The sequence below is a fragment of the Shewanella sp. K8 genome (assembly GCF_028823715.1).
GTDB classification, from domain to species: domain Bacteria; phylum Pseudomonadota; class Gammaproteobacteria; order Enterobacterales; family Shewanellaceae; genus Shewanella; species Shewanella algae.
This window is the reverse complement of sequence record NZ_JAPEHY010000007.1, coordinates 121,610-137,187: the sequence shown is the minus strand read 5'-3', so window position 1 is coordinate 137,187 and position 15,578 is coordinate 121,610. Positions and strand designations below refer to the sequence as shown.

General features: G+C 55.0%; 12 protein-coding genes. 8 read left to right on the top strand and 4 right to left on the bottom strand.

Going from position 1 to position 15,578, the window contains the following annotated elements; all coding sequences use genetic code 11:
- Positions 1 to 219: 219 nt before the first annotated feature.
- The 5 genes from ON072_RS06005 (at position 220) to ON072_RS05985 (ending at position 5,574) form a co-directional block, all read left to right on the top strand.
- On the top strand, positions 220 to 900 hold the full coding sequence (locus ON072_RS06005; protein ID WP_025887136.1) for an ABC transporter ATP-binding protein: 681 nt from the start codon (positions 220 to 222) through the stop codon (positions 898 to 900).
- Positions 901 to 1,030: 130 nt separating this feature from the next.
- On the top strand, positions 1,031 to 1,963 hold the full coding sequence (locus tag ON072_RS06000) for an HlyD family secretion protein (RefSeq protein ID WP_234520649.1): 933 nt from the start codon (positions 1,031 to 1,033) through the stop codon (positions 1,961 to 1,963).
- Positions 1,950 to 3,113 (top strand): efflux RND transporter periplasmic adaptor subunit, encoded by a 1,164-nt coding sequence (locus tag ON072_RS05995; RefSeq protein WP_261752948.1) that lies wholly within the window; start codon positions 1,950 to 1,952, stop codon positions 3,111 to 3,113. Before ON072_RS06000 ends, ON072_RS05995 begins: the two co-directional genes overlap by 14 nt.
- Positions 3,110 to 4,330 (top strand): efflux RND transporter periplasmic adaptor subunit, encoded by a 1,221-nt coding sequence (locus ON072_RS05990; protein ID WP_025011213.1) that lies wholly within the window; start codon positions 3,110 to 3,112, stop codon positions 4,328 to 4,330. Before ON072_RS05995 ends, ON072_RS05990 begins: the two co-directional genes overlap by 4 nt.
- A complete protein-coding gene (locus ON072_RS05985; protein WP_025011214.1) occupies positions 4,327 to 5,574 on the top strand; it encodes an ABC transporter permease in 1,248 nt (415 codons plus the stop codon). The genes ON072_RS05990 and ON072_RS05985 overlap by 4 nt, the downstream gene beginning before the upstream one ends.
- On the opposite strand, the gene ON072_RS05980 is transcribed toward ON072_RS05985, so the two are convergent.
- Positions 5,552 to 6,370 (bottom strand): substrate-binding periplasmic protein, encoded by an 819-nt coding sequence (locus ON072_RS05980; RefSeq protein WP_208163990.1) that lies wholly within the window; start codon positions 6,368 to 6,370, stop codon positions 5,552 to 5,554. The two genes, ON072_RS05985 and ON072_RS05980, sit on opposite strands and share 23 nt — an antisense overlap.
- A gap of 177 nt (positions 6,371 to 6,547) precedes the next feature.
- Here ON072_RS05980 and ON072_RS05975 point away from each other — a divergent pair, with 177 nt between their 5' ends.
- The 3 genes from ON072_RS05975 (at position 6,548) to ON072_RS05965 (ending at position 12,370) form a co-directional block, all read left to right on the top strand.
- Positions 6,548 to 8,761 carry a DUF2157 domain-containing protein gene (locus ON072_RS05975; RefSeq protein WP_261752949.1) on the top strand — a complete coding sequence of 738 codons (2,214 nt, stop codon included), beginning with the start codon at positions 6,548 to 6,550 and terminating at the stop codon, positions 8,759 to 8,761.
- Complete coding sequence (locus ON072_RS05970) at positions 8,761 to 9,279, top strand: GDYXXLXY domain-containing protein (RefSeq protein WP_208140591.1); 519 nt, start codon at positions 8,761 to 8,763, stop codon at positions 9,277 to 9,279. Before ON072_RS05975 ends, ON072_RS05970 begins: the two co-directional genes overlap by 1 nt.
- A 253-nt stretch (positions 9,280 to 9,532) precedes the next feature.
- A complete protein-coding gene (locus ON072_RS05965; protein WP_261752950.1) occupies positions 9,533 to 12,370 on the top strand; it encodes an ExeM/NucH family extracellular endonuclease in 2,838 nt (945 codons plus the stop codon).
- Between the two features lie 115 nt (positions 12,371 to 12,485).
- Here the strand turns inward: ON072_RS05965 and fabV are convergent, their stop codons facing one another.
- The 3 genes from fabV to ON072_RS05950 all read right to left on the bottom strand — a co-directional run bounded on the left by fabV (position 12,486) and on the right by ON072_RS05950 (position 15,578).
- Positions 12,486 to 13,688, bottom strand: coding sequence for an enoyl-ACP reductase FabV (gene fabV, locus ON072_RS05960; RefSeq protein ID WP_025887141.1), 1,203 nt, complete (start codon positions 13,686 to 13,688; stop codon positions 12,486 to 12,488).
- Positions 13,689 to 13,804: 116 nt separating this feature from the next.
- Positions 13,805 to 14,590, bottom strand: a complete 786-nt coding sequence (locus tag ON072_RS05955; protein WP_025011219.1) for a peptide ABC transporter ATP-binding protein — start codon at positions 14,588 to 14,590, stop codon at positions 13,805 to 13,807.
- A complete protein-coding gene (locus ON072_RS05950; protein WP_025011220.1) occupies positions 14,571 to 15,578 on the bottom strand; it encodes a peptide ABC transporter ATP-binding protein in 1,008 nt (335 codons plus the stop codon). The genes ON072_RS05955 and ON072_RS05950 overlap by 20 nt, the downstream gene beginning before the upstream one ends.

Below are 15,578 nucleotides of genomic sequence, written 5' to 3'. Positions count from 1 at the left end.
CCCGGCCCGAATTACACCAAGAGGCGTTGCATCGGCCTCAAGCTGTTTGAGGCATCACAGCATTGGTTCTCGGGCGCTGAAATGTCAGCTTACAATTAGCTTGCGGCCCGGCGTTGGAATTTGGCATTAAATAGGGAACTTGCGCCTTTATCCAAGGTTCAAAGCTGCAGACAATAACAAGGAGTGGTTGAGCGCCGGTCGCAATACCCACCAAGAGCAATGATAAAGCTTCAACAACTTTGCAAAACCTATCAGATGGGCGACGCTTGTGTGCGTGCGCTTGATGAAGTCAGTTTCGACATTCAAGCCAATGAATTTGTGGCCATCATGGGGCCATCGGGTTCAGGCAAGTCGACGCTGATGAATATCATAGGCTGCCTGGATAAACCCAGCAGCGGCAGTTACCTGCTCAATGGCGAAGAGGTGGGACAACTGGATGATGATGCCTTGTCTGCGGTGCGTAACCGCCAGATAGGTTTCGTGTTCCAGAGTTTTCACCTCTTGCCGAGACTCACGGCGCTGCAAAATGTAATGCTGCCGCTGAGATACAGTCCAGAAGGGCAGGGCGATGAAACCCACGCTATAGAGTTACTGAGGCGTGTCGGGCTGGGAGAGCGACTGGATCACAGGCCCAACCAACTCTCGGGCGGTCAGCGTCAGCGGGTGGCGATAGCCCGCTCCCTGGTCAATCGCCCGGCCATTTTGCTGGCCGATGAGCCCACAGGGGCGCTGGACAGCAAGACTTCACTTGAGATCATGGCGCTGTTTACCGAGCTGCATGCCGCAGGGCAAACCATTATTCTGGTGACCCACGAAGAGGAAGTGGCCGCTTACGCCCAGCGGGTTATCCGCATGCGAGATGGTTGCCTGCAGAGTGACAGGAGGGCTAATGCGGCCTGATTCTCTTTTACTTTTGAGCCTGGCGGTCTCGGGCCTGACTTTTTCAAGCTTGGCTGTTTCAGAAATTGCTATACCGGCAACGGCTGCTGCCAGCTCGCCCTCTTCTTCATTCGGGGCGACAAGGGGCAAGGTGACGGACGCCAAGTCGCAGCCCGCAGCGCAGCTGCTACTGACAGGTAAAGTCAGTTCCGCCAAGTCGCAGACTTTCAGCGTCCCCAAGGCCGGAGATGCCTGGCGCTATCAAATTCAGTGGATGTTACCCGAGGGCTCTTTGGTGTCCCCCGGGCAAGTGGTGGTGGTGTTTGACAAGAGTCAGGTAGCCAATCAGATAGAACAGTTGGAAGCCAGCATGCTCAGGGTATCGGCGCAGGAGCAGAGCCAGTCCATAGAGCTCAAGTCCAAGGTATTGCAAGCCAGATTTGAGCTGAAAAAGCAGTTACTGGAGCAGGAAAAGGCGCAACTGGTAGCGGCCGTGCCGGCGGATTTTATTGCTGCCAAGGAGTACGCCGACAATCAGTTCAAGCTGTTGCAGATAAACGCCGAGGTGACCAAGGCCAAGCAAGCACTGGCCGAAGCTCTGGATACCGAGAAGGCGACTCTGGCACAGCTGAAGATTGACAAGGAAAAGGCGGCGCTCGAGCTGGCCCAGGCCTTCAAGGACTTGGACAGCCTGGAGCTGAAAGCCGAAATCGCCGGCCCCTTGCTGCTTGGACGGGACCCTTGGAGCAACAAAAAATTCGAGGTGGGGGATACGGTGCAAGTGGGGCGACAAATTGCCACTGTGCCAGCCATGGAAGATCTGGAGGTGATCGCCTGGGTCAATGAGGTGGACGTGGATCGCCTGAAACCCGGGCAAGCCGTCACCATGAGTTTGGATGCGGAAATTGAGCGCGCCTTTCCCGGACAAATAGCCAGTATCGGTCGCCAGGCCATCAATTTACCTGCCTGGGGCCGCAGTAACTGGTTCGAAGTCGGGATCCGTTTCAAGGCGCCTGAGGATATCGCCATGATCCCCGGCATGAGTGTGCTGGTGGAAACCGGAGGCAAACATGAAGCGTTTTAGTTTGGCCTGGTTGGCACTGCTTGCGCTGAGCGCCTGCAGTGATGGGGTGAGCACTCAGGTGCTGCAGGGGCCCTTGAGTCAAAAAATAGAAGTCACCGGCGAGCTGGTGGCGGCCGATACCGTGTCTTTAATGCCGCCTGTGATGCGGCGCATCTGGCAATACCAGGTCAAGCAACTGGCGCCCGAAGGCAGCGAGGTGGAAAGCGGCGAGATAGTGGCTCAGTTGGATACCTCGGAACTGACCCAAAGGTTGTCGGTCAAATCGGCCGAGCTTGAGGCAACGGTGCAGGACTTGCAGACCTCCAAGCTGCGTAATGCCAAGAAGATGGAAGAGCTCAAGTTGCAACTGGCGGAGGCCAAAATGGAGTTGGACAAGGCCGAGCGTAAGTTTGCCCTCTCTGATGACACAGTTGCGGCGCTGGATAAAGAAAAGTACCAACGTGACGCGGTGATTGCCCGTGACAAGGTGGCTCTGGTGCAGCAGCAACTGGTACTTGAGGCCGAGAGCGCCCGGCAACGGGAAGCCATGCTCGACGGAGACAGGCAGAAGTTCGCTGCCGAAGTGGCGGCGCTGAAAAAGGGGATCGCCTCGATGACATTGGTGGCGCCCCGTGCCGGTATGGTGGTTTATGGCAACGATCCTCAGGGCAACAAGCTCAAGGAGGGCCAATCTGTGTTTGCCGGTGATGTGGTGTTGTCTATCCCGGATCTCGACAGCATGCAGGTCAATATGGCGATCCCTGAAGTAGAAGCCCGCAGAGTTAAACTGGGCCAGCAACTCAAGATCCGTCTGGATGCCAATCCTGATAAAGTATTTACAGGAAAAATCAAAGAGTTGGGCGCGGTTTTTCGTAACAAAAGCCAGGAGGTTCCTCTGGTGGTGTTCGATGCGGTTGCCAGCATAGACGAGCCGGATACCGAGCTGATGCGTCCGGGAATGACCGCCAAGATCAGCATAGAAATTGCCGATGACAGCCAGCGTACTCTGGTGGCTCAGGATGCGGTGCATTACGAGGCCGGTCATCCTTATGTGCTGCTGGACGGGCTCTTGGGGGCTCGCAAACAGTCGGTGCGGGTTGGTGCCATGGGTGGCGATCAGGTTGAAATACTCTCCGGTTTGCAGGTGGGCGATGAGGTATTGCTGCCATGAAGAATCATTCGCTAATCGCTTGTGCCTTGATAACGCAGGCCTTAATAGCTTTGGCCTTGAGTGGCTGCCAACCAAGCGGCAACGATGGTGTGCTCACCATGACAGTCAGCCGCGGCGAGTTTCAGGTCAATATCCCCGCCAGCGGTGAGCTGGAAGCGGCGCAGTCCACTCCCGTTGTGGTGCCCACGGGGTTACGTGGGCCTCAGTCCCTGGCCTGGATCCAGAACAACTTTACCCAGGTTAAGGCCGGGGATGTGGTGGCCAGGCTCGATGATACCCGTGAGTCGTTTCGCTTGCAGATGGAAGCCTTCGACTTTGAGCGCCTGGCTCAGGATGCACAGATCCAGACAGAGAAAGATCTCACCTTGAGCCAGAGTTTGACTCTGGGAAGCAAGGTTACAGGTAATGAGCGGGAGTTGGCCGAGCGCTTTTTCAGTGAAGATGAGCGGGTCTACACCAAAATCGACATCATAGATCAGATGCGCAACAAGGAATATCTGGATGCCAAGCTGGATTATTTTCAGTGGGGCGGCACTCAGCACCAGGCGCAGGCCGATGCCGAGCAGGCGCTTATCAAGCTGAAACAGAAAGGCCATCAGGCCAAGATGGACAGGTATCAGGGCAATCTATCACAGATGGAGATCATCGCGCCGCACGATGGGCTGTTTGTCTATCAGGCTGGCTGGGATGGCGCCTTTCCTGTGGTGGGTGACATGATCTGGTCCGGATTCCCCATAGGTATATTGCCGGATACTTCCGTGATGCAGGCAAGGGTCTATGTGCTTGAATCGGAAGCTGTGGGGCTCGCCATCGGCAAGCAGGCCACCGTGACTCTGGATGCCTATCCTGAGAGGCCTTTTAGCGGCACAGTGACCCAGGTCGATGCGCTGGCCAAGCCCAAAGACAGAGATAGCCCGGTAAACTATTTCCAGTTCACCATCAGCCTGGATCAAACTTTGCCGGCCATTATGCAGCCGGGAAGACAAGTGAACGCCAAGGTACAGGTGCTGGATCTCAATGATGTATTGACTGTACCCAATCAAGCCCTGTTTCAAAAAGATGGGCGCTACTGGGTGTTTCTCAAGCAGGGCGGCGGGTTTGTGCGCCGGGATGTGACTCCGGGGCACAGGTCCCTTAACCGCACCGAAATTACCGCCGGGCTAAATCCCGGTGATGTAATAGCCCTGACAACCCCACCCAAGAGGAGTCAGCTATGAGTCCGGTGATAGGGCTATGGCAAGGATTTGCCCAGGCGTTCGATGAGATGCGCCACCATAAGCTGCGTACCGCCTTGACGCTGCTGGGGATGATATTCGGTGTCGGCGCCGTTATAGCCATGCTCAGCGTCGGTGAGGGTGCCGAGCGTGAAGCCTTGAAGATGATTGAATCCATGGGGGTTCGCAATCTGGTGGTCAACAGTCGCAGCAATGACGGCGAGGCGCTGAAATCGATTCGTGAACACAGTGTCGGTCTGAGCCTGCGTGATATCGACAGTGCCAGAGACACCTTGCCTTTTATCCAGGATTGGGGCGCCGCCAAGGAAGTAAAGGCCTTCAGCCTGTTTTCTGCCGAGGGGCGCAGCGATGCCAGTGTGATGGGAGTGACTCCCAGCTATTTTGGGCTGACGTCGCTCAAGCTCAGTGAAGGGCAGATTTTTACCGAGCAGGATCAAGTTTACTTTCGCCAGGTCGCCGTGTTGGGGCCAGAGGCGGCCCGCAGCCTGTTTCCCAAGGGCGACGCCCTTGGCAAGAACATCAAGATTAACCATCAATGGTTTACCGTGGTGGGTATCTTGGCCGATGCCAATCGCGGTAAGTCCAAAATCCAGGGCGTCAAGCTTGGGGGCGAGCGCAATCAGGTGTTTATTCCACTGTCGAGCGCCCTGAAAAAGATGCAGTTCAAGGCGCTTGAAGATGAGCTGGACATGATTAAGCTGTCGCTCAGGGAAGAGGTTGAGCCTTCGCTGGCGGCCAAGAGCCTGAATCATCTGTTGCAGCGCCGTCATGGCGGTGAGAAGGACTATGACATAGTGGTGCCGGCCGACCTTCTGGCCCAACATCAGAAGACCCAACAGATCTTCAATATCGTCATGGCCTGTGTCGCCGGGATCTCGCTTCTGGTGGGCGGAATTGGCATTATGAACATTATGCTGGCCACCATTTTGGAGCGCACCGCCGAGATAGGTTTGCTGCGGGCGCTGGGGGCCAGGCGCAAGGATATTGCCCGGCAGTTTTTGATTGAAAGTATCGCCATTTCGGCTACCGGCGGTCTGTTTGGCATAGTTGTGGGACTGGGACTGGCGCTGCTTATATCAACTGCGGCCGGTTGGCCTGTGGCTTGGTCTCCCTTTGCGATACTGCTGGCGCTCGGGGTTTGTATGAGTATCGGTGTCGGCTTCGGCCTCTATCCGGCGCAGAAGGCGGCCAAACTGGATCCCATTATTGCCTTGCAACGGGACTGACAGAGGGTTCTTTCGCCTCTGTCAGCGGCTTTGGCGCCATGGACGGTGCTCGCAAGGGCAGGCTGAACTGACGCGACAGCTTTTGCAGCACGCCTTCGGCTCGTAACGCTTCCAGAGTGGCTATCAGTTCGGTCTCTTTGATGGCGGCATCGCCCGCGAGCAGAATATGGTGGTCATAATGCTGCACCCGGAGGCCGGATATCATCAATTGCCGGCGCGTATTGGGATACTTGGCCAGGTAGCGCTCCAGCATGGAACGGGTCAGGGGGGCGATATCTGCCCGTCCTTTGAGGATCCCCTGCAATACCTCATGATTACTGCTGACATAACGCACTCTTTTAGGTGGGCCTCCGAGCTCCTGCCAGAGTCCGGGGTAATGATAACCTTCCACCAGTAACATCTGCTTATTGTTCAATTGGTTAAAAAACTGCTCGTCGCGATTTTTCTCTGCCTTGGCGATATAGATCTCACTGTCTTCAAATGGCAGTGGGATGAAGTGTGGCTGTGGGTTGAGTTTGCTCCAGCCCCACTGTGGGTTTTCAAACAACATCATCTGGAAACGGCCACGACTGAAGGCGGCGTATCTGTTGTGTATGCTGGTGGGAACAAACAGAAATCGATATTCGGGGTGTCTGGCGGCAATCGCATCGAGCAGCATGATACTCAAGCCCGAGGGCGGATGCTGATTGTGCAGCCGGATATAGGGCGGAAAATCATAACCGCCCACCAGGATAAGGGGCCTTGAGTCCCGAGACTTGGGCGTCTCAGTGGCGGCCTGCACTTGCGTGGGCAGCAACAGACAAGCCTGAAAGAGGCAAGCCAACAGCCACTGCCAAACAGGGGCTTTTCTTGATATCTTCCCGGCATGGAAACGTCCGACACACAAACCCTACCTCCAACTCTGCTGATCTGTTTGATCTTGTGATTAAATATAGGAACTTAATTCATTCAAGGAAAGCGGGCAGGTCATTTCATGGATGCTTTGCAACAACACAGAGCCCAGGCCAAGCAGCAACTTTATCTATGGCATTCGCAGCATCTTGTCTCGGGGGCTGCGTGGCGCAAAGCCTTGGGATTACTGCCATCACCTGGGGCCAAGCAGAGCCTGAGCTTTTTCAACCCTCTGCTGCTGGGGAGTGCTGCGCTCTGTTTTGCTTCGGCGCTTATCTGCTTTTTTGCCTACAACTGGGCCGCTTTACCGCGCATGGGCAAGTTGGCGTTATTGGAAACCGGCTTGCTGGGCTGTTTGTTGCTGGCCTTTGCGTTGAGCCGATGGCTAAAGCCACCCCTTGCCGACAAGGCACTAGGCGCTTTGCCCTGGCTCCTGTTTGTGGCCTGTGTGTTCATCGGCGTCTTGCTGGCCTTTATCGGCCAGAGCTATCAGCAAGGGGCTGACAACTGGCAGTTGTTTGCCGTGTGGGCACTGCTTATTCTGCCCTGGGTGGTGTGTTTGAAACTGGAAGCCGGTTATCTGCTGCTTATCTTGCTGTTGAACCTGGCCCAGTGCTTGTTACTGCAGATAACCTCATTGCCGTTTGCAGACCTGTTTAGCTTCCTGGGGGATGACAGGCTCGCCATCCCTTGGTCACTGTTTGCGCTCAATTGGCTGCTGCATCAATGCCTGCTTCGTTTTGCGCTGACAGACAAGCACGGCATCCCCCTCAGCGAGGTAACAAGCGGGCTGCTGAGTTGGGGCTTTTTGTTGCTGGCGAGTTGTTGGACACTGTTCGACTCCTTGAGCAAAGAGCAGTTTATTGCTGTGGTTCTCTACGGGGTTGTTGCCGCAGCGCTTATACGAGGCTATCACACAAGGCGTAAACTCTACGGCATGGCGCTCGGGCTTTTCGGCACGGCAGCGCTGTTTGATCTCTGGTTGCTGCGCTTGCTGTCTGAAGTGTTTGACGGTGAGGCCGTGGTACTGCTGTTTGCCCTGATGACGCTTTGTGTGCTGCTCAGTGCCTCAGTTGTCGCCTTGCTGCTAAAGCGCTTGCAGGCTGACTATCTGGCCGCTGCACCAGAGCAACAGACCCAAAAACATAAAGATGCGACAGCCGACACAGAGCCCTGGGAGGATGAGCAAATCGTCCCTAATGCGGGCAGCCTTTTCTGGCAAAGGCTGCAGCAGGCGGGCATTGTCTCGGGGGATGTAGCACAAGAGACACCAGAGTTGCAAAGTCCCTGGTATCTCAAGGCAATGCTTATCCTGTTTGGCTGGTTAGCCGGGATCTGTTTGCTGGGTTTCATCGGCACCAGCCTGGCGTTATTGTTGGACGATATTCAGCCTGGGTTGTTGCTGAGCCTGGCGCTGGCAGCATCTGCAGTGGCCTTTGGTTTGAGCCGAGGTCAAAGTGGACTGTTTATCTCTCAGTTTGCCTTGAGCTTTGCCGTTGCCGCCTTGGTGCTCTATGGCATCGCCTTTGATGAGCTGCTGTTTGAAGTGGCCTCCTGGCGCTGGTGGTTGATGCTGGCTCTGGCGGCCTTGCTTCACTGGTATCTGCTGCCACCTTATTTGACCCGGTCCAGTTGCGCGCTGCTGGCATTATTGGCCTTGATTGCGCTGTTGCAGACTCTTTCATTATTACCCTTGGTGACGCCGGCACTGCTACTGGGCTTTGTGCTGCTATGGCGTCATGAGGCCGACTGGGGCAAGACGCCGCTTCGCTGGCGCTCCCTTGCCATGGCCATGACCTTGGCGCTGCTCTTTTGTCAGACGCCGCAATTGGTTTGGCTGGAAGGTGTCTGGGAGTTAAAGAGTTCCGGCATGAGCCTTGCTATGTTGCAGGGCGCGCAATGGTTACTTGAAGCTTTGCTGCTGTGGCAACTTTGGTGTCTTTTCGGCAGTCGAATGAACGCAATCCGGCATCAATTGGATGGGCGTTCGCAGGTGCTGTTGCTACTGGGACTGCTGTCGGCCTTGGTTTGGTTTTGGTGGATCCCCGGGCTTATCGCCGGCGCGTTGGTCGCGGTTTTCGGCTTTGTGCTGGCCGAGCGTTTGCTGCTCTGGCTCGGGGTCCTGGCTATGCCGGTTTACTGCGGTTATTACTATTACTCGTTGCAGCAAACCTTGTTGGAAAAATCCTTGCTGCTGATGCTGCTTGGCGTGAGTCTGCTACTGCTCTGGTTTGCGCTCAAGCCTTTGAGCGACAGGCCTGAGTGGCTGGCGGCGCAGAATGGAGGAGAGCAGTAATGAAACCCAAATTGACGCCAAAAATCATGGGGTTGTGCCTCATCTGGGGGCTGCTTTGTTTGCTGGTCATCAACATTTCCGTGTGGCAGAAAGAGCAGCTCTGGCAGCACGGGGAGCCCATCTTGCTTGAGCTGGCACCTGTGGATCCCCGCTCGCTGATGCAGGGGGATTATATGCAACTCGATTATGAGTTGGCCCGGCAACTGGCCAATGAGCTGCGTGCAAAAGGGCAGTTTCAGGACAATATGCAGGGCTGGCTCAGAGTGAGTCTCGACGAGCAGCAGCGTGCCGCTTTTGTGGCGCAGGAGAGTGACCCGGATGCTCCTTTGTTGCAGCAGCAAAGACGCTTGCCGTTTAAAGTCCGTCAGGGAGAAGTGCAATTGGCGAGCCAGGCTTTTTTCTTTGAAGAGGGCCAGGCCGAGCATTTCAGCCAGGGGCGTTATGGCGAGCTGAGATTGGGCGCTGACGGGGAGCTGATGTTAGTGGGCCTGCGTGACGGCCAACTTAAGCCGCTTTGAACCTAAGAGTGGTAAGGCCATGTTCTTAGAGCACTAGAGTTACTCAGGCACTTTCAATTTTGTCTCCAAGCTAACCCCTTGATAGGACTAATTAACTAACACTAAAGTTTGATAAATATTTTACATATTGCAACTTGATTGTAACCTGTGGCCTTTATAGTGGCTGCATCTCCGGATGTGGGGATGTGGAAATAACATTACTTATTGATAAATAAGAAAATCACTATAATCAGGATATATTTCAGGGGTCAATATGTTAACCAAGGCAAGTCTGCTTGCCCTGGCCGTGGGCAGTATTGCTGCCCAGGCTCAGGCGAGCGAGCAAGTGATCATTTCCGAATATGTTGAAGGCTCAGGCAATAACAAGGCCATCGAACTCTTTAACGCCGGCAGCCAAGCTGCCGATCTCAGCCAGTATCAGCTGGATATCTTCTTCAATGGCAGTAGCAGCGCAGGCAGCAGCATTGCCCTGAGCGGCATGCTGGCCGCCGGTGGCACTCATGTATTGGCCGACAATGATGCCGACGCTGCAATCCTGGCATTGGCGCAGCAAACCAGCAGCGCCAGTTTCTTCAACGGTGATGATGCCCTGGTGCTGAGCCGTAATGGTGAGGTGGTCGACAGCCTGGGCCAGGTTGGGGTGGATCCCGGCTCCGAGTGGGGCAGTGGTGATGTTTCCACTCAAAACAATACTATAAGGCGTAAGCTGGACAACTTGAGTGCGGATCTCGACCCCTTCGATGCGGTTGACCTCAGCGGTTGGGATGGTTTCGCCATCGATAATATCGACGACCTGGGGGCCTTTGGCGGTAATGCCGGCGAGCCGGGTGAACCGACAGATCCCGGTAATGGCGCCTTGGTTTGCGGCGATGCGGCTACACCCATTCATGCGTTGCAGGGTAGCGGTGAGGCCAGTCCATTGGCCGGTGAAACCCTGGAAGTGGAAGCAATAGTCACCAGCAACCAGGAAGCGGGTCTCAAGGGATTGTTCCTGCAGATGGCCGATGCCGAGGCGGATGCCGATCCTTTGACCTCGGAAGGGGTGTTCCTGTACACAGGCAATAGCGCCAGTGGTTATCAAGCCGGCGACCGAATTCGAGTGCGGGCTCAGGTCACTGAATATCAAGGCCTGACCGAACTGACCAATGTCAGTGCCAAGGCCTTGTGTGCCACATCACAGCCTCTGCCGAGTGCAGCCAGAGTGAGTCTGCCGGTCAATGACAGCAGTGCACTTGAAGCCTTCGAAGGCATGTTGGTCAGCTTTGAGCAGCATCTTACGGTAAACGAAGTCTACAACCTTGGCCGTTATGGTGAGGTGTTGTTGGGTTCAAGCCGTCACTTTATCGGTACTCAGGTGGCCAATCCCGGCGCCGATGCCTTGGCGGTCACGGCAGCCAATGCCCTGGATTCCATAGTGCTTGACGATGGCCTGACAGCACAAAACCCGGATCCTGTTATCTATCCGGCCCCGGGTCTGAGCGCCGCTAACCCGCTCAGAGTCGGTGATACTGTCACAAACCTCACCGCGGTGATGCATTACGGCTTTGGCATTTACCGTTTGATGCCGGTCGATACCGTCAACTTTGTTGCCGCCAATCCCAGAGCGTCCGAGCCTGAGTTGAATCGTCTCGATGCCTTGACAGTTGCCAGTTTCAACGTGCTCAACTATTTCAACGGCGATGGCCAGGGCGGTGGTTTCCCCACGTCCCGTGGCGCCGATACTCAAGAGGAGTTTGAGCGCCAACGAGCCAAGATAATCGCGGCGATGAAAACTATTAACGCCGATGTCTTCGGTTTGATGGAAATCGAGAACGATGGTTTCGGCAGTAACTCGGCAATTGCCGATCTGGCCCGCGGTCTCAACGACGCCATTGGCACTGACAGCTATCGCTATCTGGCGCCACAGGTTAATCGTATTGGCAACGATGAGATCAGCGTCGGTATTCTGTATCGTCAGGACAGAGTCACCCCGGAAGGGGTAGCTGCGATTCTGGACAGCAGCAATTCGGCGCTGGATGACAATGGTCAGGTGCTGTTCAACGATGGCAAGCACCGTCCCATGCTGACCCAGAAGTTTAGCGTCAACGACAGTGAGGATAGCTTTGTGGTGGCGGTCAACCACCTCAAGTCCAAGGGCAGTGATTGTAATGCGCTGGGCGATCCCGACATGAACGACGGCCAGGGTAACTGTAATCTGACCCGAACCCGCGCAGCCATGGCGATAGGCCAGTTCCTGCAGGCAGAATATCAGGATGACAAGGTGCTGGTGATAGGGGATCTCAACGCTTACGCCAAGGAAGATCCGCTGACAACCCTGGCCAATGCCGGTTACGCCGAACTGTTTGGCGAGCTTGGTAAGCCTTCCGCATACTCTTATGTGTTCTCCGGTGAGTCGGGACAGCTAGATCATGCTCTGGCCAATGAAGCCATGCTGGCCAATGTTCGTGATGTGACCGAGTGGCATATCAATACCGATGAACCCAGGGTGCTGGACTATAACACTGAGTTCAAGACGCCGGAGCAACTGCAAAGTTTCTACAGCAACGATGCCTTCCGTTCATCGGATCACGACCCTGTGATCATCGCCCTGGACTTTGCCGCGGCCAATCAGGCACCGGTTGCCGAGTTCTCAGTGCAGCAAAATGGTGCCGCGGTGGCGCTCTTTAGCACTTCGAGTGATAGCGACGGTGAGTTGGTGAGTCAGGAGTGGGATCTGGGTGACGGTACTCAAGCCTTTGGCGAGCAGGTGAGCCATGAATACCAGCAAAGCGGTGTCTACCTCATTACACTGACCGTGACTGATGACAAAGGTGCCCAGCACAGTGTCAGCCGTGAGGTGACCGTTGAGATAGCCCCTGAACCGACCGAGCCTGTGGCGGTTATCCGTCATCTGGATCTTTGGCTGCTGCAGGTGTTTATCTCCGAGAGCTATGATCCTGACGGTTATATCAAAAAGCAGCAGTGGCGCTTCAACGATGGGCGTAGATTCAACGGCCCGGTTGCCATGCGTATTGGCGGTCGTGCCAATGAAGTGACACTGACAGTGACCGACAATGATAAGCAAAAGGCCAGCACCAGCCTGAGCTTCTAATCAAAAATACCCGAAAAGGTAAAACGCCCCCAATAGCTAAGGCAATTGGGGGCGTTTCTTTTGTGCATTTAATCAAGAGCAGCGTTTAACAGCGTGATACTTGCTTGCACCTTGTTTAGAGCTCTATAACATCAAACTCAACCGCCGGATTAACGTCGGCATCATAGTCTATGCCTTCGATACCAAAGCCAAACAACTTGAGGAATTCGGCCTTGTACTCACGGTAGTCGGTCAGCTCACTGAGGTTTTCTGTGGTGATTTGTGGCCAGAGATCGCGGCAATGCTGCTGGATATCTTCTCTCAGTTCCCAATCATCCAGGCGCAGGCGGTTGGCATCGTCTACTTCTGGCTTGCTGCCATCGGCCTTGTATAGGCGCTCGCTGAACATACGGTAAATCTGTTCCATGCAGCCTTCATGCAGGCCTTCTTCGCGCATCTTCTTGAAGACCATGGCGATATACAGTGGCATTACCGGAATAGCCGAACTGGCCTGAGTGATCACACTCTTGAGCACAGCGACATTGGCACTGCCACCCTTGGCGGCCAGTCTTTGGTTCAGTTCGCCGGCGGCGCGGTCGAGATCCATCTTGGCCTTACCCAGAGCGCCATGCCAGTAGATAGGCCAGGTCAGCTCTGTTCCTATATAGCTGTAAGCTACTGTCTTGCAACCATCGGCCAGTACGCCGGCCTTGTCGAGGGCATCTAGCCACAGTTCCCAATCCTGACCACCCATCACAGTAACAGTATCTTTGATTTCCTGCTCTGTCGCCGGCTCAACCGAGGCTTCAATGATGGTGTCTTTGTTGGTGTCCACCGCAGTAGAGCGATATGACTCGCCGATAGGCTTGAGGGCCGAGCGGATCACTTCGCCGCTGTCTGGCAGTTTGCGTACAGGCGAGGCCAGTGAATAAACCACCATGTCTATCTGGCCCAGATCGGCCTTGATCAGCTCAATCACCTTGGCTTTGGCTTCATGGCTGAAGGCATCACAATTGATGCTCTTGGAATACAGGCCTTCAGCCTTGGCAAACTTGTCAAACGCCGCCGAGTTGTACCAACCTGCTGTGCCTGGTTTGGTCTCAGTGCCGGGTTTTTCAAAAAAGACCCCGATAGTGGCAGCATCGGAACCAAAGGCGGCGGCAATACGGGAGGAGAGACCATAACCACTGGAAGAACCTACCACCAGTACTTTCTTGGGGCCATTGGCTATCTTGCCTTTGGCCTTGGTGGTGTTGATCTGCTCCAGCACGTTGGCTTCACAGCCCAGAGGATGAGTAGTGGTACAAATGAAACCACGAATTTTAGGTTTAATAATCATGTCTTAGCTTCTTCTTCCGAAAACTGTCATTAGGATAAGTATTTCAACTCTAATTGGTACTGATTTTTTCAAAAAGCCTGCCGACGGGGCAGTGGTTGGAGCAGTTTGAACCCTTATCAACGCTTGCGGGCCAGTTGTGCCTGCTCCTGCAATAATCTTTGGGTGTATTCGTGTTGCGGATCATTGAACAGGGTCTCGGTGGCGGCTTTTTCCACCATCACCCCCTTGTGCAACACCATGATCTTGTCGCTTACATGGCGGATAACATTGAGATTGTGGGACACAAAAATATAGGAAAGCCCCATCTCTTTTTGCAGCTTGAGCAGCAGGTTGAGGATCTGGGCCCGTACCGAGAGATCCAGTGCAGTCAGAGCTTCATCGGCGATAATGATCCTCGGGTTGAGCATCAAGGCCCGGGCCACCGCTACCCGCTGCTTCTGTCCTTCGGAAATCATGTGGGGATAAAACTCCACGTGTTCCGGCAGCAAGCCGACTTTGCGCAAAGTCTCAACCACTTGCTCACTGCGGGCATGGGCCGAGAGCCTGGTATTGAACCTCAGCGGCTCATTGAGCAGTTCCCCTATGGTCAGCCTGGGGTTGAGTGAGGTGTTGGGATCCTGGAATATCATCCGGATAAGTCTGCAGCGCTGTTTCAGATCATGGCTGTCGAGCGGCTCGCCATTGAACAGAATTTGCCCGCCGCTGCGATACTCGGCACCGACCAAAATACGGGCCAGAGTACTCTTGCCGGAGCCGGCTTCACCGGCAATGGCCAGGGTTTCGCCACTGTTGAGTTCGAACGAAATGGGCGCCAAAGCCTCAGTATATTGGCGGCGAAAGCCCTTGTAGCCGCTGAAGTAGCGTTTGCTCAGGTCCGTGACTTTAAGCAAGGGAGTCGTCATCAATAGGCTCACTCTGATAAGGGAAATGGCAGGCGTAATATCTGTCTTTATGATGGCTCAGTTGCGGTTGTACCACGCATTGTTTGCGGGCCTCCGGGCAGCGAGGCCCCAGGCGACAGCCTATCGGCAGATGTTGCAGCGCCGGCACTGAGCCAGGCAGGGTCGGCATCAGCGTCTTGTGGGCTGCAGGGCCTGAGTAGTCCGGCATATTATCCAGCATCGCCTTGGTATAGGGATGATAAGGCTGCTCAAGTAGCTCTGCGGTAGGGCCGGATTCCATCACCTGGCCGCTGTAGAGCACAGTCAAACGGTTACACCAGTTCGACAGTGTGTCCAGCTCGTGGCTGATCAGCAAGATGGCGACGTTCTGCAACTGATTGAGCTGAGTCAACAGACGAAATATCTGCGCCTGGGTACTGGGTTCCATCGAAGCCGTGGGTTCATCGGCTATCAGCAACTTGGGACGATTGGCGAGCGCCATGGCGATCATCACTTTCTGGCATTCACCTTCGGAGAGTTCCCAGGCATAGCTGGCCAGCACCCGCCGCGGCTCTTTGACCCCCACCTTGTGCAACCATTTTTGTGCTGTAAGACGCCGCTCTTTACCGCGGCGCCAGAAAGGTGTCTGCTTATTCAGCGGCATGGCTTCAATCAATTGGCTGCCCACAGTAAGCGCCGGGTCAAAGCTGCCGGAGGGATCCTGAAATATCATCGACATATCAGAGCCCATAAGGCTGCGCCGCTCCGCCTGATTCATTTCCATCAGGTTGCGGCCATCCCACATCATGCGATCGGCGGTGACAGTCCAGTTGGGGCCGGGGATCCCGAGAATGGCCCGCGCCATGAGAGAGCGGCCCGAGCCGGATTCACCGACCAGACCATGGATTTCACCGGCATTGACTGTCAGGCTGACTTTTTCCAGCGCCTTGACCCGCCCATGGGGCGTGTCCAGTTCTATGGTGAGATTACGAATATCGAGTAACGGCAT